The following is a 21393-nucleotide window of genomic DNA, read 5'->3' on the forward strand; positions in this document are numbered from 1 at the left end:
GCCGCGAATACACACTCCGATCCGTGATCTCTGGGCCCGCCCTCTACGTAGTGTTGAGGACCTGGCTTATGACAGAGTTGCAAGCATCTGAAATCGCTGCTTCCGCAGAGTTCCTGCCGGAACAGAAGGCCTATCTGCAAGGTTTCTTTGCGGCGGTGGCTCAGAGCGCTCCGTACCTCGGACAGCTTGCGTCCGGGCAGTTCACTTCTGATTCCAATGTCGGCGGCCCGAATCTGGCGAACACGCCAATGTTCTTCAATACACCTGTGGAGGATCTCTGTGGGGAAGAACGTTGGAAGTACGAGGCGAATCCGCTTGATCTATGGGATGAGTTGCTTGCCCACGCGGCAGAGAACAAAGTGCCAAACGCGGAAAACCGTTACCGGTTTAAGTTTCATGGGCTGTTTCATGTAGCTCCAGCGCAGGATAGCTTCATGATGCGTCTCCGCGCTCCAGGCGGAATTCTAAGCACGCGGCAACTAAGGGGACTCGCGAACATCGCAGACCAGTTTGGCTGCGGCCGGTTAGACATTACGACACGTGCGGGAATCCAGATTCGCGAGTTTGCACCGCGAACGATCATCGATGTGTTGAATGCTGTCCGTGCCCTTGGCATGACCTCGCAGGGTTCTGGAGCAGATAACATTCGCAATATCACCGCGTCGCCGCTTGCGGGAATGGACGCTGCAGAGTTGATTGACGTTCGTCCATACGCAGACGCACTTCAGGCATACATTCTCAACTCACGTGATCTGTTCGGATTGCCCCGCAAATTCAATATTGCCTTTGATGGCGGTGGCACAATCAGCACGCTTGCGGATACGAATGACATCGGCTTTCTCGCCGTTCGTATTTCCGAGAATAAGTCCGTTCCCGCGGGCATTTACTTTCGTGTGTTGTTGTGCGGAATCACGGGACACCGGCAGTTTGCTTCTGACTGCGGACTGCTTCTCCGCCCAGACCAGTTAGTCGCAGTTGCCGCTGCAATGGTGCGTGTCTTTGCAGAACATGGTGATCGGACAGATCGCAAAAAAGCGCGGTTGAAATATCTCATTGATAAGTGGGGAATCGACCGTTTCCTTGAAGAGACAGAGCGGAAGCTGGCATTTCCTATCGTGCGTATCTCTGCAGGGGAGTCTGAGCCGAGGCAGCCGATTGACCGCACGGCTCATCTCGGCATTCACGCGCAACCCCAATCAGGGCTGCACTACATCGGCGTATGTGTTCCTGTAGGTTGGCTCCCCTCATCGCAAGCGCGAGCATTGGCCGATATCGCGGACCATTATGGATGTGGCGAAGTACGGCTAACCGTATGGCAAAACCTCTTGATACCAAATATCAAAACGCAGGATCTCGCTGCTGCATGCGAAGCCATTCGATCTGTCGGGCTTGATTTCACCGCAGGGCATGTTTTGAGCGGTGCAGTCGCCTGCACTGGCAACCGTGGATGTCGCTTTGCAGCAACAGATACAAAAGGACATGCGCTCGAGCTTGCGCGCTCGTTGGATGCTGCGTTTCCCATCCTGCAACCAATCAACCTGCATGTGACCGGCTGCTCGCACTCCTGTGCGCAACACTACATCGGCGATATCGGTCTGATGGGCGTCAAGATCGGCGGAGAACCTGGTTATCAGGTGAACCTTGGTGGCGGCGCTGACAATCATCAGGCAATCGCTCGCGAATTATTTCCTGCAATGCGATACGACGAGGTGGGGCCCGCGCTACACAGTTTCATGCAGCATTACACGCAACGAGTCAGATCAGAAGAATCGTTTCTGGATTTCTGTGCACGCCATACGGTGGAGGAGCTCCGCTCCTATTGCAAGGTGGAGAGTGCTGACGAGGTTGCAGCATGACAAATAGGATGCCCCTAATCCCTGAAGATGCTCCCTTCAGCGCCGAACAGCGCGCATGGCTGAATAGGCTGTTGGAAGGTTTGTTTTCTGCACCCGTACAAACAGGAACACCGAAGAGTTATCACGTGAGCGTCTTCTTCGCCTCTCAGAGTGGTTCTGCTGAACGGCTTGCAAAGAAGATGGTTAAGCTGCTCAAGGAAAATGGTCATTCCGCAACCGCACAATCCGTGGAAGGGATTGCGCTGTCTGCTCTCGCACAAGAGGAATATGCGCTCTTCTTTGCAAGTACATACGGCGACGGTGAAGCTCCCGATTCCGCATGCTCATTCCGAGAGGCACTTCTTGCAGACACTGCACCTCGGATAGACAAACTTCGTTACAGCGTCTTTTGTCTTGGCGATCGAACCTATGAGTATTTCTGCAGGTTTGGTATCGAACTGGATGAACGTCTAATGGCTTTGGGTGCTTCACGCCTGATCGGACGCATGGAGAGTGACGTGGATGTGGATACGTCATTCGGCGCATGGAGCGGCCAGTTGTTGCGATCTTTATCTGAACCTAGCAAGACCGCGAATGATCCTGCTGTAGCTGCTGATTTATCGGCGGCGGTAGTTCAGAAACACACGCGCGAAAACCCTTATCATGCGCAGCTGGTCGACAAGAAATTGCTGACCCATCCTTCATCGAGCAAGCAGACGGTGCACGTCGGTTTTGACCTTACCGATGCGGAACTGCAGTACGAAGCTGGTGATGCATGTGGCGTCCTGGCACAGAATGATCCTGCGCTTGTGGATGAGATACTCACTCTTTTGTCATTTTCTGCGACTGATACCGCCAGTTTGCCCAAGTCAGAACCGCTCTCTGTAGAAGAGTTTCTGCGTCACCATCTGCAGATAACGAAGCTAACGCGCAAAGTCGTTCAGAGGTTTGCAGAGAAAGCACAATGTCAAACACTCTCTTCGCTTCTTACATCGGAAGCAGGAGAATTGGAAACCTACCTGCATGGACGAGGTCTGATTGACCTGCTCCATGCTTATCCGGGCGTTCTTTCAAATGCGGAGGAGTTAGTAGAACTTCTGCCTCGACTCGCACCCAGGCTCTATTCCATCTCATCCAGCCCCAGCGCACATGGCCGCGAACTCCACTGCACGATTGGAGTCGTAAGTTACACCGCACATGGACGTGAACGTGGAGGCGTAGCTTCCACCATGCTCGGAAAAAGGATGGAGGTTGGTGCACGAGTGCCAATCTATCTGCAGCCGAACAAGCGTTTTCGCCTACCTGTCGATTCCATGGCTCCCATCATCATGATTGGCCCCGGAACCGGAGTAGCACCCTTCCGTGCATTTTTGCATGAGCGCCGCGCGCTGGGACATACGGGACGCAACTGGTTGTTCTTCGGCGAGCGCAGCGCTAAGACAGACTTTCTTTACTGCTGCGAGATGAAGTCTTTCGTTGACGATGGTCATCTCACGCGCTTTGACACTGCGTTTTCTCGGGATCAAGAGCACAAGGTATACGTTCAGGATCGCATGCTCGAATCCGGCGCGGAGTTATTCCGTTGGCTGAACGACGGTGCATCCGTCTACGTGTGTGGTGATGCAAGTCGCATGGCGAAAGATGTAGACGTTGCACTACATCGCATCGTGGAAACTCATGGCAGCCTTACTGCAGAGGCAGCGCAGGATTATGTCTCTGCGTTGCATGAACAACATCGTTATCACCGGGACGTGTACTAACGCCTATGTCTCTACCTCTTCAGGAACTCGCGATGGAAGCAGACAGCGCCGATCTGGTGCGGATGACGCTCGTTGCAAATGGAGCGTCACCCACACTGGCACAGGCCCTTATCCCGTCGCGTCCGCTGGAGGCTGGTGAACAATATCGCTTTCACTTCGATATGACGAAGTGCATCGGTTGTAGATCGTGCGAAATTGCGTGCAACGAGCAGAATGGCAATCCGGCACATATTCAGTGGCGACGTGTCGGCGAACTCGAAGGTGGCGTGTATCCCGATACGCAGCGCACGTATCTTTCCATGGGCTGTAACCATTGTCTTAGCGCGGATTGCCTTTGCGGCTGCCCGGTGAATGCATACACAAAAGACCCACTTACGGGAATCGTCCTTCATTCTGCAGATGCATGTATCGGTTGCCAATATTGTGTGTGGAACTGTCCTTATAGCGTTCCCCAGTTCAATGCGGAACGTGGAGTCGTAGGGAAATGCGACATGTGCCGTGGCCGTTTGCTTGACGGGCGCGAGCCTGCTTGCGTGAACGCTTGTCCAGAAAACGCAATTCAGATTGAAATTGTGAATAAGCAGGAATGGCAGAGGGATTTTCATACCGCGGAATCTCCCGGAATGCCCGCGGCTGGACAAACAATCTCGACAACACGCATTACATTGCCTGAGCGCTCATCCTCCTGGTTGGAGCGCGTGGACACCGGGGCGTTTCATCTGGAGCATGCACATCCTTCCTTGATCGCAATGACAACGGTGATGCAGGCTTCCTTTGGAGCACTTGCTGTCACAACGGTTGCGCATCAACTAACGGCGAACATCCTCACGTTGCTTTGGTTGCTTACAACCTTTGCGTTAAATGTGTCTGTGTTTCATCTTGGTCGTCCCGCTTATGCATGGCGCGCACTTCGCATGTGGCGGCGTTCGTGGCTCAGTCGCGAAGTTCTGCTCTTTGGCCTCTTCTACAGTAGTGTTACCGCCTGTGCAATTTCTGCACGACTTCCACAATTGCAGTGGGCAGTTGTACCCATTGCGTATGCCAGCATCTTGTTTGGATTATGTGGCACGCTTGCAAGTGCCGCTCTCTATCTGGTGAAGGCGCGACCTGCATGGAACACGGTCCATACTCCGATTGATTTCCTCGCTTCCGCAGCTTTGCTTGGAAGCTTGGTGGCAGACGTAATCGCTCCTGGATATGCTCTTTACCGAAATTTCGTGTTGATATTCGCATCGCTATGGAGCGTGAATCAGCTTGTTCGAATGATTCGACTTCGCCACGCGATTGTGTTCGAGCAGCGCGCCAGCTATAACCTGCTGCGCGGGGAACAATTGTTCTATCGCGTAGCACTGGCATTCCTAAGTGCAGGTGCGGCTGTTCTTTTTACGTATGCCCCGCTACCGTGGCTTGCACTGTTTGCAGGTTTCGTAACCGTTGTAATCGGAAGATATCTCTTCTTCGTTTCCGTTGTGCCGCTCAGCATGGGCTTGAGCTTTATCGGTAATCATGCGGAGGCCGCATGACCATTACGAGACGGCTGAAGAGGGCCTTAGGGCTCGATATTGCGAACAGTAAGTATGCCTATGGGCAAGACCCGATCTATGGCCATATATCGGAATCCAGGATTGCTGATAAGTGGACAAAGACAACATGCGGTTATTGCTCCGTTGGCTGCGGCATGTTGGTCGGTACGCGCGATGGGAAAGCAGTAGCGGTGCGTGGTAATCCAGATCATCCCGTAAATCTGGGTAAGCTTTGTCCCAAAGGACTGAGTGAGCACCAGATGATTGATACGCCGGGGCGCGCACGTTCGCCGCTACTGCGTCGAGGCGGGCGGATTTCGCCGTTTGAGTCGATAACGTGGGAAGAAGCTTTGGACGTGATGGTGACGCGTATCACAGCACTCCAGCAGGACCATGGCTCCAATACACTTGGCGTAATCGGAACAGGCCAGCTACTTACCGAAGAGTTCTTTACGCTCGGCAAGCTAGTGCAGCTTGGCTTCCGCAGCCGAAATTACGACGGCAATACCACTTTGTGCATGGCATCCGCAGTCTCAGGCTACAAACTGAGCTTTGGCTCTGACGGTCCTCCTGGCTCTTATGCTGATATGGAGAACGCGGATGTTGTTCTGTTAGTAGGCTCAAATATTGCCGACAACCACCCCATCCTCTGCAATCGTCTGCGCAAGAAGCCAGGTCAGGTTCTCATCGTTGCTGATCCCCGCGTCACCAAGACTGCAATGATGGCGGACATTCATCTTCCGGTAAAACCTCGTTCAGACATTGCATTGTTGAATGGCATCGCTCACATCCTTTTGCGTGATGGCATGATCGATGCGAGCTTCCTGAAGCAACACACAGAAGGTCTAGACGAATTTCAGAATTTTGTTTCTGAATTCACTCCAGATGCTGTTTCATTCACCACGGGACTCCCCGTGGAGACAATTGAGTATGTAGCTTTTCTTTACGGGAAATCCTCGTCTGCCTTCATCGGATGGACGATGGGAGTGAACCATTCGACGCAAGGAGCCGTAACCGTTACGGCCATCAACAATCTCGCTCTGCTCACAGGCAAGATCGGGCAACTAGGGTCTGCTCCTTTTTCCATTACGGGGCAGTGCAATGCCATGGGGACACGCGAGAGTGGCTTTACCTCAGGCATGCCTGGGTATCGCAAATTTGATAGCCCCAAGGACCGTGAGGAACTGGCAGCAATATGGGGTATTGACGAAGCAGAGTTGCCGCAATCGCGCGGACTCGCTTATCCAGACATCATTGAGGCTGCACTCGACAAGCGCATTCGTGCTCTCTGGTTTATCGCAACCAATCCAGTTGTAAGTTTCCCGAACGTGAAGCTGTTGACGCAGGCCTTGTCTACCGCGGAATTCGTTGTGGTTCAGGATGGCTTCTTTCCAACACCAACCATGGACTATGCCGATCTTGTTCTACCCGCAGCGATTTGGGGAGAGAAGGAAGGAACCTACACAAATTCGGAACGACGCGTCAGCAAGGTAAATGCATTCGTTGCACCGCCTGGAGAGGCCCGTTCAGATTTCCGAATATTCCTCTCTATCGCAGAGAGGCTCGGTGTTAAAGAAAAGTTATTCCCTGGCTGGACTTCATCACATGATGCGTGGCTGGAGTGGCAGCGTGTTTCCGCAGGCCGGTTGTGCGACTACAGCAACTTCACATGGAAACAGCTCGAAGAGCAGGGCGGTGTTCAATGGGGTGGCTCAAGTCTGTATCGGGATGGCGTCTTTCCCTATGAAGGTGGACGGGCTAAATTGCATTGCGTTCCATGCTTACCTTTCACGGAGCAGCCGGACAAAGAGTTTGACTTCATTCTGAACACTGGCCGCACGGTAGAGCATTGGCATACGCGGACAAAAACTGGAGCGGTTCCTCAGTTGGACAGAATGGTTCCAAATGCATGGCTGGAAATGAATCCCGTTGATGCAGACAGGCTCTCGTTACGCCAGCATGACAGGATCACACTTGTCTCGCGCCGCGCTCGCGTCGAAGGCATTGAGCTTCGTATTACTGGCATCGTTGCACCGGGACAGGTCTTCATGCCGTTTCACTTTGCCGAGCAGAACTCGAATCTCGTTACGTTGGGAGCATTTGATCCCATTAGCCGAGAGCCAAACTTCAAGCAGTGTGCTGTGCGTGTAGAACGCAGCCGCTAAGATCCTCGCGGCCATGATCGCCGCGAGTGCACCATCCGCAGTAAAGAGCCGAACCATGACGTTCGCTCCGCAACACAAGCCGCAAGCGCAGTTTAAACAGCAAACTCACTTCGACTTAGGAGCCACAACATGGCAAGCGCAAAAGCGTTCTTACGTTCCGGACATCCGCCTACACTCTTCGCAGCCTTCTTGTACTTCGATTTCAGCTTTGCCGTATGGGTGCTGAATGGAGCAATGGGCCCTTTCATTACGGAGCAATTTCATCTCTCTCCCGCGCAGACGGGACTGATGATATCGATCCCCACTATGGCAGGTGCATTGATGCGCTTTCCTCTGGGAATTCTTAGCCAATATATCGGACGTAAGAGTGCAGCCATTATTGAGATGCTCACCATCATCGCGGCTTTGATGTATGGGTTCTTCTTCGTACACACCTTCTCGAATGTACTTGCGATGGGCGTGTTGCTTGGAACGGCAGGCGCCAGCTTCGGCGTAGCCCTTTCCCTTGGTGCCGGCTGGTTTCCCAAAGAATACAAAGGCCTTGCGATGGGCATTGCTGGAGCTGGTAATAGCGGAACCGCTCTGGCCGCATTCTTTGCCCCTCGTCTTGCCAAGGTCTACGGATGGTCGCACGTGTACGGTGTTGCTGCATTGTTCATGCTGTTGCCGCTACTGACCATGATCTTCTTTGCCAAGGAACCACCAGACACGGAGCATCAGACGCTGGGACAACATCTGAAATGTCTCGTAGAAGCCGATGGCTGGTACTTCAATCTCATTTACATCATTACCTTCGGTGGTTTCCTGGGGCTCGCCACATTCTTGCCATCACTGTTTGTTTCGCAATTTCACATTGCAAAGACACAGGCCGGCACGTTGACCATGATGGCAACGTTGTTGGGAAGCGCGACACGTGTACTTGGTGGCTGGCTCTCCGATAAGATCGGCGGAATCACCACGCTCTCGGTTGTATTTCTGGTCGCCATCGCAGGGATCTTTGGCCTTACAACATCTCCTTCACTTGCTGTAACCACGTTTCTCTTTATGGTGTGCTTCGCAGCATTGGGTGCGGGCAATGGTGCCACATTCCAGCTTGTTCCTCTGCGTTGGCCGTTAACGACAGCAATTGCTGGTGGCATGATCGGCGAGATTGGTGCTCTCGGTGGCAGCATTCTTCCCAATGTGCTTGGAATCTCGAAACAGAAGACCGGTTCCTTTTCTGCTGGTTTTGCGGTCTATGCCATCTTCGCCTTTTTGGTGTTGGTCGTAATGAGATTTGTCGCTCGCAAATGGACGAAGAGCTGGGTGGGAGTTGGAGGAAGAGCGATTGCTCCTGCCACTGTGGATGCCGAAGCCATTGGAGCAACGAGTTCAGCTGTCGCTGCCTAGTGACGACACTCTGACTGCATTGAGAGGCGCAAGCCTAACCATATTTGAGATAGACGCGAGACTTTTCAGGAGACACTCATGAAGAAGTTCCTCCTCTTGCTCGCGATTGCGAGCATCGCTCCCTCTTTGTTTTCTCAGGCTCCTTCACCGGCACCAAATCGACCAGTGGTTACCCTAGCCATTCGCGAACGTACGAATGCTACGCAGTGGTTTGCTGCGACTCCAAATGCTGAAGTGTATGGGTACCAGGATTCACTCTTGCGTCTTTCCTTAACGCAACGAATACGTAAGTTTGACTACATGTTGGATCTTGGACAGAGCGCTGAGCTGGCTCTTCCAACGGATGCAGTTTCACCGGTTGCCGCTCAAGGCCAACTTGGTCTGGGGGGCACGTATTATGCCGCGAACAGTAACAACGCCTATCCCGCGGCCGCGTCGTTCCGTCAGGGATTCCTTCGTTATCACTTCCGCGAGGATGCAAGCACAGCGCGCATCGGACGTTTCGAATTCTTTGAAGGACAAGAGATGCCAGCAAGGGATGCATCACTCCGCTGGCTACAAACGAATCGTGTTCTTCAGCGCCTTGTAGGAAACTTTGGTTTCTCCAATGGACAGCGATCGTTTGATGGAGCGGATGTGAAGTTTGGCGGATCATCCTGGGATGTAACCGCGATGGCAGGTCGCGCAACGCAAGGCGTCTTCAATATGAACGCCAACCCCGAGCTTAACGTTGATATCCAGTACCTTTCGTATTCTCGCTATATCAATCAACATATGCTGATTCGTGGCTTTGGTATTGGATATCACGATGGTCGTACTGGGCTTACAAAAACAGATAATCGCACGGCTGCAGCAAGAGCCTTGGATCACTCAAACATTCGCATTGGTACATACGGCGGTGATATTGTCGCTGCGCTTCCTGTCGGTAAGACTACCGTTGATTTTGTGTTGTGGGGAGCTGGGCAAGGCGGACGTTGGGGCGTCCTGGATCACTCCGCAGGTGCAATCGCAGTAGAAGGGGGCATGAAGCTCAACACTGTAGCCTCGACGCCATGGCTTCGCGGAGGATACCTTCGCTCCACTGGCGACAATAATCCAAATGATGGGAAGCACAATACTTTCTTCCAAATTTTGCCAACGCCGCGTGTGTACGCGCGCTATCCGTTCTACAACCTGATGAATTCCACGGATACCTTTGTGCAGTTGATCGATAATCCGAATAAGAAGGTAGAAGTGCGGAGTGACTTGCATTTCCTGCAACTCACCTCAAAGCAGGACTTCTGGTATCAGGGAGGGGGAGCGTTTGATAACAAAGTGTTTGGCTATACGGGACGTCCTTCCAATGGAAGTGCCAGCTTCTCTTCGATCTTCGACATGAGTGCGGATTATGCCATCACGCCTCAAGTATCGCTGTCGGCCTATTATGCTCATGCTTATGGGAAGACGGTGATCGCGGCGATCTATCCTCGCAATCGCGATTCGAACTACGGCTACTTTGAGTTGAATTACAAATTCCAAAAGCATCTTTAGGAGTGTGTTGCGTCGTATGAAATTGAGAATCAAAGATAATTCCATACGTTTCCGCTTGCTGCGGACGGAAGTCCAAACGTTGGCGGAGGAAGGAAGAATCGAATCGCACACACTGCTGAGTGCCACCAATCCTGCTGGTCGATTGTCCTACTCGATTGAACACGGTATTCATTACAAGGCGATCGCAGCGGAGCAGGATGGGCTTTCCATCCGAATCACTGCGCCCACGGAAGATATTGTTGCGTGGTCCCAGGACAACATCGCCGTGGGTTTATATTCCGAACAGGCAGTCTACGGCGGTGAGATGTTGCAGATCACGATTGAAAAAGATTTTGCCTGCATTGATCGTAGCGATGCGGACAATATCGATACCTTCGACAACCCGAATGCCAAGCACTGCTGAAGACAAAGGCATTGAGTCGTAAGCGTATAGAAAAATGCCCTGCCATCCGCGATGGCAGGGCATTGTGCGTCATGTATCCAGATCGATCGTTAACGCGTCGCTTTCCACGTGTAAGTAACCAACGAGGTTGCGGGAAGTGAGAGATGCACAGTGCGTGCATGCCACTGCACATCCACGGTCTTCGCCTCAGCCGTATCGTTGAATGCAATCAAAGCGATGGTTCCATCAGCGTCTTGAAACGCCACTTGATCCACGCCGTTTGTTGTCGTAGAGGATGCAATGTGCACCGCACCAGGATGCACAAACTTGCTGGCGTGCGCCAACGCATAGAAGTCGCCGTTCCATGTAATGGCGGATGGCTTCTGCGTTTCATCAATCGTCAGCAGGCCGCGGCAAGTTCCACATCCACCTGCATGTGGATTGCCCTTCGGATCAAGCGCAATGCCCCAGAGCGTTACGGCTTTTGCCCAGTGCTGCGTGGATGAAATAACAAGGTGAGCCGTGACCGCTAGTGGCGCTTCTTTTTGCCATGTGCCGCCAGAGCACTCTGTCATCCAGATGCCCATCTGCGGATTCTTGGCGTGCATGTCGTCCTGCACGTCAGCGTTACCACCGTAGCAATGCATTGCAGAACCAGCCATGTAAGGACGCGCAGTTGGATCAGCAATAACACTGAGCGGATATTCCGGATGATCCCAGTTGTGGTCATACGCGAGCACTTGTGTTTTCAGGCCTGCTGTACGCAGAGCGGGGCCGAGATCTTTACCGATGAAACGCGCTGCCTGATCTGCCAGCAACAATGTGCCGGGATAGTTTTTCGTTTCATTCAACGGTTCATTCTGGATCGTCAGATATTGCGGTGTAATGCCTTCCTTCGCAAATGCCTGTAGCGAACGCACAAGATACTTCGCAAACGCAGGCTCTGCATCTTCACGCAATGCGCCGCCATTCATCGTGGGCTTTGTCTTCATCCACGCAGGCATGCTCCACGGTGAAGCGATCAATGTCATGCGTGGATTCAGTTTCAACGCTTCACGCACAGTGGGGAAAACATCAGCACGGTCCTTCTCTACGGAGAAGTGCTGCATCTCCGGATCGCTCTCACCTTCGGGCATGTCGTCATAGCTGTAATGCGCGCGCGAAAGGTCGGTGCTTGCAATGGGAAGACGCATTGCGCTCAGACCAATGCCACGCTTCGGATCGAACAGACGTGTCATCACGTCGCTGCGCTGCTGCGGTGTTAGTTCGTGTTGCAAGAGATAGGCGGAGCCTTCGACAAAGGCTGCACCGAAACCATCCATCGTCTGGAAACGCTTCGTCTCATCGACGGTAATGGTCACGTCAGATTTTGCAGCGGAGTTTGCGAACTTGGCAGCGGGAAGTGGAGCAAGTGTCTTACTAAGATCAACGGATGTCTGAACACCGTGAACCGTCTGTGCAGAAGCGACGGAGAGAAGCAGGGACGAAGAACACATCACCAAGAGGCGGTAGGGAATCACGCAGACATCCTTTGATTGGGTGAGGAAATGGTAGTGCAAGAAAGTATGGGCTGGCCGAATGTTATGGCCAGCCCACATGGGAAAAGTGATTGGTTTAGAAGTAGACCTTAGCCGCAAGCTGGATCACGCGCGGTCCACCCGGTCCGCTTGGGCTGCGGACTGCGGTGGGCGTGCCCCACGAGTTGCTCTTCGTGATGGACAGCGGCGTGTAGGTGTTGGTGCTGCTGTTATACGACGGCAGCGTTAGGTTCGCACTGTAATCGCGGCTGCTGATGTTGGTGTGGTTCAGGATGTTGAAGAACTCGCCGCGCAACTGGATGTAACGACCCTTGTCGCCCTTGCCCAGCGGGAAGTTCTTGAAGATCGAGTTATCCCACGTGACGAGAGCGTCGTTGCGAATGCTGCCCGGTGCGCCCTGCGACGGCTGACCGATAGTCGGCAGTACCAGGTTGCCTCGCGCATCCACTCCTACGTAAGCCGGAGGAGTCTTGCTCCACTGACGACCACCAGTGATCACATTCGCAGGCGACCACAGTGCATTGCGCACGGGGTTGCCGCTCTGGAAGTTCGCCAGACCACTGATCTGGTAGCCATCCGTAACGTATTCCAGCCAGCGCGGTCCACCAAAGTGTTGCGTGAACTTGGGCAGGTCGTACACGTAGTTAATGGCGCCAATGTTGCGACGATCGAAGCCCGCAGGTCCATAGCTGTACAGCTTCGGGTTGAACTTATCCACGAACGTTTCGTCTGCCGTGGAGGTCGTCATTGCCTTGGACCACGTATAGGTTCCGCCGAAGGTCAGACCGCGCGAGAAGCGGCGCTGTACCGACACCTGCAGCGAGTTATATCCAGCCGTACCGTCGAACTTGTAGTACTCAAGCTGGTCATAACCCTTGTACGGTGCAAGATAGTTCTGGTTGTATGCTTTGTCACCGGCGAAGGAATAACCTGCAGCGGCATATTCCGGTGGCAGGTTCGGTTCCACATTGGGCACAACACCGCCAGCATACTGGCTCGGGTCTTGTGCTGCCTTGGTAAAGGTAGTGCCATACGGAATCTGGTTCAGATCTCGTGCGGTTACCTGGTGGCGCGACTGTGTTCCCACGTAGGCAATATCCAGCGTTGTGCCAGAAGCCACTTCACGCTGAATGCCCAGTGAGAAACTGTACGTCGTCGGTACCTGGCCTGTGATGTCTGCGCCATAGATACCGCTCAGCACACCAGGGTTCGATTGCGCTGCAGTAGCGATGTTGGTGATGTTCGCGTTGTTGATCGTTGGCGTCCTCACCAGCGCGGGATTACCGAACACCGTGTTGAACACCAGGTTGCCCTGCGAACGATCATGCGAGATGCCGAAGCCGCCACGTAGAACACCCTTGCGGTCGTTGAACAAGTCATAGCTGAAACCAACGCGCGGCTCATACTGAATGCCACGGCCATTCCATCCGCCCTTGGGCAGTGTGCCATTCGCGGAGTAGGTCATGCCATTCAAGCGATTGCCGCCGTTGCCAACAATAGCGCCGCTTGTCGGATCAATGGTCACCGCGTTCGCTGCGTTGTAAGCCGAAGGAGTAAACAGTGCGATCTGATTCTTCGCATCGAACTGCGGAGGAATCCATGCAAAACGCATGCCATAGTCCAGCGTCAGGCGAGGGCTGATCACCCACGTGTCCTGTGCGTAGAACTCAAGCTGGTTGTAGCGGAAGTAGCCCGTAGGACGCGAAGATGACTGATCAAAGCTCGTGAATGCACCAGCCAGTGCGCTGGCAAACGGCGAACCCTGATTGCTGTTGCTGGTCGAACCATTCAAGCAGCCTGTAGGTGATGTGGAGCAGGCATTGAAGTTGAACTGACCGTTTGCATTGCCCCACGCAATCTGGTCCTTACGCGAACGCTGGTAGAACACGCCAAACTTCATGGTGTGGTTCTTCAGTGTCCAGGTCAGGTTGTCATTCGCGTTGATGGTCGTGTTGGCCTGGTGCCACGGCGTAGCGCCAAGGTAGCTGCTCGGGTAGTTCTGTCCATTGCCCGTGTAGGAGAAGTCCGGGATCGACGTATCCGAAGTGACAGGGTACAGCAGTGGCAGGTTGATGTTGTTCGCACCAACTGAGATATTGCCGTTCACGCCCTGCGTTTCAGAGCGATAGACGCTGGGACCAACGCTGACTTCGTTCACAATGGTCGGCGAAAGTGTGCTGGTCAGATCGACAGCCAGGTTCCAGCCGGGTTGACGGTTGGAGCAGCCGCCCGCAAACTGCAGGTTGCTGGAGCAGTTCAGGCTGCCAAAGCTGTTGAATGGGCCTGTGCTGCTGTCCTGGTTGTTGATGTAACGCGCGAACAAACGCTCGTTCGGCGTGATCTGCCAGTCGATACGACCAACGTACTCAGTACGTGGGTGCGAGTAGCTAAGAGGGTCCTGCCGGTTATACGTGGACTGGCCCGTTACGTTCGGCAGAGGATACAGATTCAGAATGCGCTGAATCTGCGCAAAGTTTGTTGCCTGCGCTGTCGTCAACTGCGATGGAGTAACCGTGTTGTTCGCAAACGGCAGCCCCGTGTTTGGGTTGTAAACAGTGATCAGGTTGTTGTTGGAGTCGCGGCTCTGGCTGAAGTCGCCATTGCGTTCCAACGCGGTCGGCACGCGGTACTGGTTCACGCTGCCGGGAATCAGCTGGCGATACCACTCGGTCGAGAAGAAGTAGAACAGTTTGTCCTTCTTGATCGGTCCGCCAATCTGCGCGCCCACGGTGTTGTAGCGGTATAGCTGCTGCGGCGTCTTGTTATGGTTCTCAATCCACGAACGCGCGTCCATGCCTTCGTTGCGATGGAAGATGTGCACATTACCGTGAATGTCGTTGGTGCCGCCGCGGCTGGTCACCACGATGGAGCCGCCGCCCGCCTTGCCGAACTCGGCCTGGTAGTTGCTTGTCAGCACTTTCACTTCAGCAATGGCGTCGGTGTTCAGCGTGACCTGCGTGCCGCCGTTGTTGCCGGTGTCCACGTTGCTGGCGCCGTCCAGGGTGAACTCGTGCTGGTTAGCGCGGGTGCCGTTGATGCTGTAGCTGTCCAGACCACCGGTGCCGGAAACACCGAAGCTGCCCGTGCCGGACACGCCGGGAATCACGCGGACGATGTCGAGAACGTTTCGCCCGTTCAGAGCGATGTCGTTCAACTGCTTGCCGGTGATCAGATCGCTACGCTCGCCGGAGTTCGCCTGGATCTGCATCTGACCGGTTTCGGCCGTAACGCTGACCGTCGTGCTTTCCGTACCCACCTGAAGCTGGAAGGCTCCGGCGTTCAGACGGTCGGCGGAGTTCAGGATCACGCCATCCTTCTTCAACTGCTGGAAGCCGGTACGCGTCACGGTGATGGTGTACGTTCCCGCGGGCAGGTTTGGGATGGAGAAGGTGCCGTTTCCGGTGGAAGTGACTGTGCGGCTAACGCCCAAAGCGGGCGCATCGGCCTTCACGGTGGCATCGGGGATCAGTGCACCGGTTGTATCCTGTACAGAGCCCAAAATGGTGCCCGACGTGACCTGAGCGCCCGCCGTCGAGACCGCGCCAAGCGCCAGAACACATGCCACCGGAATGGGGCAGAGCCGGCTAAGCGGTCCTTGAAAGATGGGATTACTGGCCAACAAAAATTTGGATCGAAAAGATGTCACGGTTCTGCTACCTGCTTTCAACTGCTTTTTCCGAACGCTCCACACGGTATGGACGCGAACTAACGATTGTCCTGAGATGGTGCCGAGAGTTCACTGAGGTTTTTCTGATGGTTAACAAGTCATTCATCATCAATCATTTGATTGACCAGACTGTAGGCGCGTCGCGTTGAGTACAGACCCCAGAGCGCCATTTCAGGCAGGCGATTGGATCGTGGAACCGGAGCTGAATTGCCTGCGGAAAGACGACCAGGAGAAGCACCTCGAGCCCAAAGTGATGAAGGTGCTGCTCGCCTTAGCGGAGCATCCGAACCACGTCGTCACCAAGGAAGACCTGATCGCCGCTGTCTGGCCGGGCACCTTCGTCAGCGACGATGTGCTGACCCGCTGCATCTCTGTGCTCCGTCGCGTGACGCAGGATGACGCGACCATGCCGCACTTCATCCAGACGGTGCCGAAGGTAGGTTACCGTCTGCTGGCCCCCATCCATGAACTGCCAGCCGAGCCGGCTGAGGAGCCGGTTGAGACATCTCCGACACCCGCTTCTGTCAGCGTCGAAGTTCCTACCGTCAGCCCATCCGGGCCGCTCGTCCAGAAGCAGGATCGACAGATCATGTTGCACCCGGCAGTTCTTGCGGGGCTCGCAATCGTCGTCCTTGCAGTCGTGGCGTTGGCTGTGTGGCATTTCCTGTGGTCGGCCCCGCACGAAACCGTCCTGAAGACGTTGCCATTCACCAGCCGCGACGGCGAACAGCTACAGCCAGCCTTTTCGCCGGATGGCAAGACCGTCGCCTACGTTGCCGTTCCTGAAAACGGTGGCCCGCAACATATATATATAAAGTCCATTACGGCAGAGAGCTCCGCGCCCGTAACCTCCGGCCCCGGCGACGACTTCAGCCCCACCTGGTCTTCTGACGGAACCCACATCGCGTACCTTTCGAATTCCGCCGAAGGCATGGGCATCTACCTGGTGGATGTTCAGACCCGCGCCTCGCGCAAGGTCTTCGTTCCCCAATCCGCTTCGCAGTGGGAACAGGGAGCACTCACCTGGTCGCCCGATGGTGAGTCACTCGCTTTTCCTGACCACGCCGGAAGCAATCCATCATCGTCCATCGTCTTACTCAACCTGAAAACGCTCCAGTCACAGATACTTACGACCCCACCCGACGGCTGGGAAGGCGACCTGACCCCGGCATTTTCGCCCGATGGCAAACGCATCGCCTTCTCCCGCGCCAGCGAAACGGCCGTGCGAGACCTCTATTGGATCGCCGCCACCGGCGGTCCCGTCCACCAGATCACGCACGATAGCGCCGGTATTGACAGCCTGGCATGGTTCCCGGACGGCAAATCCATAGTCTTCTCCTCAAACCGCGGCGGCAAGAGTGCTCTGTGGCGTGTCTTCCTGCGCGGAGGAACGCCGGCCCGCATGCCCATCGGCACAGAAGACGCTGCACAACCCACCGTGTCGCGCTCCGGAAACATCCTTCGTGTGGCCTACACGCAGGGCTCAGCCATCTGGAGCATCATCTCCGTAACGCGTGGCGCGGAAGGCGTCTCCCGCCAACTCCTTTCTTCCACCCAGGAAGACTCCGCGCCATCCTTCGCACGCGACGGACTCCGGTTCGCCTTCCAATCCCAGCGGTCCGGCTTCCAGGAAATCTGGATGGCCGCAGTCGACGGCACGGGTGCGCATCCCTTGACCCACGGCAACGGTCCGCTGACAGGCAGCCCATCGTGGGGACATCAACACGATGAAGTTCTCTTCGACTCCCGGACCGGCGGTCACTCCCACATCTTCGCCATCCACGCGACGGGTGGCTCGCCTCGCCAACTCACAAATGGCGACTTCAACGACATCACCCCGCGCTGGTCCAACGACGACAACACCGTCTACTTCCGCTCCAATCGCGGCGGACGCTGGCAGCTTTGGCGCGTCGATCGTAACGGTGGTTCGCCGCAACCCATCACTACGGGAGACGGCATTGTTCCGCAGGAGTCGCCTGATGGTAGGTTCCTGTACTTCGCGCGCGGCGGCGAAGCTGGCATCTGGCGCGTACCCATCCAAGGCGGTCCCGAGACGCAGGTTCTGCCCGAACCCGCAGCGGGATACTGGGGCTATTGGGAAGTCACACCACGCGGCATAGTGTTTCTGGACACAACGCAAACATCGCTGCGCATGTATGATCCGGCCACAAGAAACACAATCAACTTTGCAAAACTAAAGCGACTGCCGCCACGTTTCGCAGGCCTTTCCACAAGCCCCAACGGTCAACAGATTCTCCTTACGGATGAATCGCACGCCAGCCGTCACCTCACCCTCTCCGAGATGACAACGGGGCGGTAATCTCACCTTTCTTACGTTGACGGACACTCCGCATGTCGCTGCGCTTGTGTGTCGAATTTTCACTTCGGTAGAATCCCCGCTATGGCTGTTGAAACCCCACCGGACGTGCACCAGGAAATCGATCCGGCGGTAGAGGAAGCGGTCCATCGCGTCCTGAACAGTCCGCAGTTCATGCGCGCGGAAACGCAGCGCAAATTGCTGCACTACCTCTGGCTCAATCGTCACCTTCCGCTCAGCGAATACGCCATCGCCACTGAGGCACTCGGGCGTAACAGCCACTTCGATCCAAATACCGACGCCAGCATCCGCGTTCACATCTCACGTCTGCGCCGCAAGCTGAAGGACTATTACAGCGAAACCGGCGAACACGAACTGCTGGTCATTCCCACCGGCACGCACCAGTTGGTGTTGCAACCGCCAGCTCCGCCGGAAGAGCAGGTGGAAGTTCCGGTCGCCGAACCCGAGCCACCGCCAACCGGCATGGCCTGGGTCCGTGCGCATAAGGTCGATGTGCTCACCGTCTCCTGCATTGTGATGGCGGTCCTGTTGATTACCACTGCTGGATTCGCTATCTGGCAAAGTCGTCAGTTGAAGGCTGCTGCTCTGCATCCGCCCGACAAGCCCAACAGCTTTTGGAAGGCTTTCCTGGAAGGCGACGCCCCGGTCCGGATCGTCCTGCCCACGCCGATCTTCTTCAGCTTCAAGGAACGCCCATCACTCCGGGTGCGCTCAGTTCAGGTCAACTCCTTCGACGAGGTTAAAGACGACCCCAAGCTGCAAGAGTTGGTAAAGCTATGGGGGCCTATGGGGCTTGAGCAGTCTTATACCGTCACATGGGACACGCTCGCCAGCATCCAGATCTCTCGTTATCTCGACCGCATTGGTCAGGGGAAGCGAATCTCCTTCGAGGTCACCCGAGACTCATCGCTACTCTCCCTTGAGCAGGCGAATGTCATCATGCTCGGTACCGACAACACGCTCCGCCCCATGAAGGAGTACATGGATACGATGAACTTCGTCATGACCCCCGGAGAAGAGCGTGTCATCAACACTCACCCGGAACCGGGGGAGGAAGCGGCATACCGTCGCGTCTTTCAAAACAACCCGTTGGGTGGAATCTCCGTGCGCCATGTGGAACCATCCATCATCGCGCTCCTCCCCGGTCGTGCCCCCGGCCTTAAGGTGCTAATGCTGGAATCGCGCGACACCAGCGGCATGGTCTCGCTCCTCTCCTCCAACGCCGGATCAAACGCGATTGAAGATATGTGGCGCAAACATGGCTCGCCAAAGTTCTTTGAGATGGTCACCATGACGGAACTGGAGGGCAATACGCCTCTCCGCAGTTGGCCCGTCACCATGCACGCCTATACCAAGGCGCCTCCCTCAAAGAGTATGTAAGTTGCTGATTTCATAAGAAATTTTTCCGTAACATACCCCTCGAAACGTCACGATTGCACCTTTTGGATGGCAGTATGGACAGCCATGATTGCATCCGCACGGTTTTTGGTTCCCACGTTTCTCCTGTCCCTTGCAGCATCTGCCTTTGCGGCGGCACCTGCTCCAAAGCCTGTCTCCGCTGACCTGGTGGTCTACGGTGGAACGGCGTCCGGCGTCATGACGGCCTACTCCGCCGCCAGGCAGGGCCTCCACGTCATTCTGTTGGAGCCCACACAGCACCTGGGCGGCATGGTCACCGGCGGTCTCTCCGCCACGGACTACGCCTATTTCCCCATCATCGGCGGCTACACCCGCGAGTTTTATAAGGAAGCGGGAAGCACCTACGGCAAGGGCGACCTTGACCACCCCACCGACTTCCTCTCGGAGCCTAAAGTCGGCGAGGCCATCTTTAACCGCTGGCTCAAAGAAGCAAAGGTGGATGTCCGTCTCGGCGAACGCCTCAAGGAGCACGGCGGCGTCGAGATGAAGGGCAAGCAGGTCACCGCTCTCGTCACTGAGGACGGCAAGCGTTGGGAAGGCAAGGTCTTTGCTGATTGCAGCTACGAAGGCGATGCCATGGCCGAAGCTCACGTCAGCTACGTGGTCGGTCGCGAAGGCGAAGAGGTCTACAGCGAAAGCCTCGCGGGTGTTCGTCCGGAGACACCGAAACACCAGTTCCTGTGGAAGATCAGCCCTTACGACGATGCCCACAAGCTCCTGCCGTACGTTGACGCTGGCCCACTGGCCAAGGGGGGCAGCGGCGACAAGAAGGTGCAGGCCTATAACTTCCGCCTGATCCTGACGAACGATCCCGCAAACAAGATGCCCTGGACCAAACCCACCGGGTACGATGCGAAGCAATTCGCTCTGCTCGCGCGCTATGTCCAGAGCTATAAGGAACATACGGGCAAGGATCCAGTCCTTGCCACTGTGACCAACCCGGTCTGCTTCGATCACGACAAGTGTGACTTCAATAACAACGGCCCGTTCTCGACTGACTTCATCGGCAAGAGCTGGACCTATCCCGATGCGACCTACGCCGAGCGTCAGGCCATCTGGAAGGCGCACGTCAAGTACACGCAGGACTTCTTCTACTTCCTCGCGACCGACCCCTCCGTCCCTCAATCCCTCCGCGACGACACCAACAAGTGGGGCCGCGCCAAGGACGAGTTCACCGACACGGACGGCTGGCCGCGCCAGCTTTACATCCGTGAAGGTCGCCGCATGACCGGTGTTTACGTCATGCACCAGGCCGATCTTCAGACCGACCGCACCAAGCCCGACTCCATTGCCATGGGCAGCTACAACTCTGACTCGCACAACGTGCAGCGCGTCAGTATGCCTGACGGTTCGGTGTTCAACGAAGGTGACGTTCAGGTGGCCGTGCAGCCTTACGAAATCAGCTTCCGCGCCATCCTGCCCAAGCCCGAACAGGTAACTAACCTCCTTGTTCCGGTGTGCCTCTCAGCCTCCCATGTGGCCTATTCATCGGTCCGCATGGAACCCCAGTACATGATGATCGGGCAGGCAGCCGGAGTCACAGCGGCACTCGCCATTCAGGGCAACATTCCCGTCCAGCAGGTACCGGTAGACAAGCTTCAGAGCATCCTCCGCAAGGACGGAACGATCCTCCATCTGGACCAGCAGGCCCACCACGCCAGCTCTCGCATTCACCCCCAGCCATAGGAAAGTGTTTCAAGTGGTTGATAACAAACGTCCGTAACAGTTACGTAACAGGCTGGAACTGGACGTTTGTTGTCCCACTCAACAACACTCGCTGGCCTAGTAGATAACGACGAAATTTCGTACGCGAATTTCGCCACCTTACTCAACCCCTTTTAAGAGGC

At 55.3% G+C, this 21393-nt stretch carries 12 protein-coding genes; 10 read left to right on the forward strand and 2 right to left on the reverse strand.

What is annotated here, in order from left to right; all coding sequences use genetic code 11:
- The first annotated feature begins 68 nt into the window (after window positions 1-68).
- The 7 genes from JAO32_RS01630 to JAO32_RS01660 all read left to right on the forward strand — a co-directional run bounded on the left by JAO32_RS01630 (window position 69) and on the right by JAO32_RS01660 (window position 10605).
- Complete coding sequence (locus tag JAO32_RS01630) at window positions 69-1856, forward strand: NirA family protein (protein ID WP_334236830.1); 1788 nt, start codon at window positions 69-71, stop codon at window positions 1854-1856.
- 8 nt (window positions 1857-1864) lie between these two features.
- Window positions 1865-3595 (forward strand): diflavin oxidoreductase, encoded by a 1731-nt coding sequence (locus tag JAO32_RS01635; protein WP_334236832.1) that lies wholly within the window; start codon window positions 1865-1867, stop codon window positions 3593-3595.
- Between the two features lie 32 nt (window positions 3596-3627).
- Window positions 3628-5118 (forward strand): DmsC/YnfH family molybdoenzyme membrane anchor subunit, encoded by a 1491-nt coding sequence (locus JAO32_RS01640; protein ID WP_334236834.1) that lies wholly within the window; start codon window positions 3628-3630, stop codon window positions 5116-5118.
- Entirely contained in the window at window positions 5115-7283 is a 2169-nt protein-coding gene (locus tag JAO32_RS01645) for a molybdopterin oxidoreductase family protein (RefSeq protein WP_334236836.1), read from the forward strand. The genes JAO32_RS01640 and JAO32_RS01645 overlap by 4 nt, the downstream gene beginning before the upstream one ends.
- 129 nt (window positions 7284-7412) lie before the next feature.
- The gene (locus tag JAO32_RS01650; RefSeq protein WP_334236838.1) at window positions 7413-8672 is read left to right on the forward strand and encodes an MFS transporter; all 1260 of its coding nucleotides are present in this window, start codon (window positions 7413-7415) and stop codon (window positions 8670-8672) included.
- Window positions 8673-8750: 78 nt separating this feature from the next.
- Complete coding sequence (locus JAO32_RS01655) at window positions 8751-10202, forward strand: alginate export family protein (protein WP_334236840.1); 1452 nt, start codon at window positions 8751-8753, stop codon at window positions 10200-10202.
- A 16-nt stretch (window positions 10203-10218) separates the two neighbouring features.
- Window positions 10219-10605, forward strand: a complete 387-nt coding sequence (locus JAO32_RS01660; protein ID WP_334236841.1) for a DUF7009 family protein — start codon at window positions 10219-10221, stop codon at window positions 10603-10605.
- Window positions 10606-10694: 89 nt separating this feature from the next.
- On the opposite strand, the gene JAO32_RS01665 is transcribed toward JAO32_RS01660, so the two are convergent.
- Complete coding sequence (locus tag JAO32_RS01665; RefSeq protein ID WP_334236843.1) at window positions 10695-12104, reverse strand: glycoside hydrolase family 30 protein; 1410 nt, start codon at window positions 12102-12104, stop codon at window positions 10695-10697.
- A gap of 94 nt (window positions 12105-12198) precedes the next feature.
- Window positions 12199-15768, reverse strand: a complete 3570-nt coding sequence (locus JAO32_RS01670) for a carboxypeptidase regulatory-like domain-containing protein (RefSeq protein ID WP_334236845.1) — start codon at window positions 15766-15768, stop codon at window positions 12199-12201.
- Window positions 15769-15934: 166 nt separating this feature from the next.
- On the opposite strand from JAO32_RS01670, the gene JAO32_RS01675 reads away from it, so the two are divergent.
- From JAO32_RS01675 to JAO32_RS01685, 3 genes are all read left to right on the forward strand, one after another.
- Window positions 15935-18109, forward strand: coding sequence for a DPP IV N-terminal domain-containing protein (locus JAO32_RS01675; protein ID WP_334236847.1), 2175 nt, complete (start codon window positions 15935-15937; stop codon window positions 18107-18109).
- 81 nt (window positions 18110-18190) lie between these two features.
- On the forward strand, window positions 18191-19507 hold the full coding sequence (locus tag JAO32_RS01680) for a helix-turn-helix domain-containing protein (protein ID WP_334236848.1): 1317 nt from the start codon (window positions 18191-18193) through the stop codon (window positions 19505-19507).
- Window positions 19508-19573: 66 nt separating this feature from the next.
- Window positions 19574-21232 (forward strand): FAD-dependent oxidoreductase, encoded by a 1659-nt coding sequence (locus JAO32_RS01685; RefSeq protein ID WP_334236850.1) that lies wholly within the window; start codon window positions 19574-19576, stop codon window positions 21230-21232.
- The last annotated feature ends 161 nt before the right edge of the window (window positions 21233-21393 follow it).

This window comes from Terriglobus sp. ADX1 (assembly GCF_036877645.1).
Taxonomy (GTDB): Bacteria; Acidobacteriota; Terriglobia; order Terriglobales; family Acidobacteriaceae; genus Terriglobus.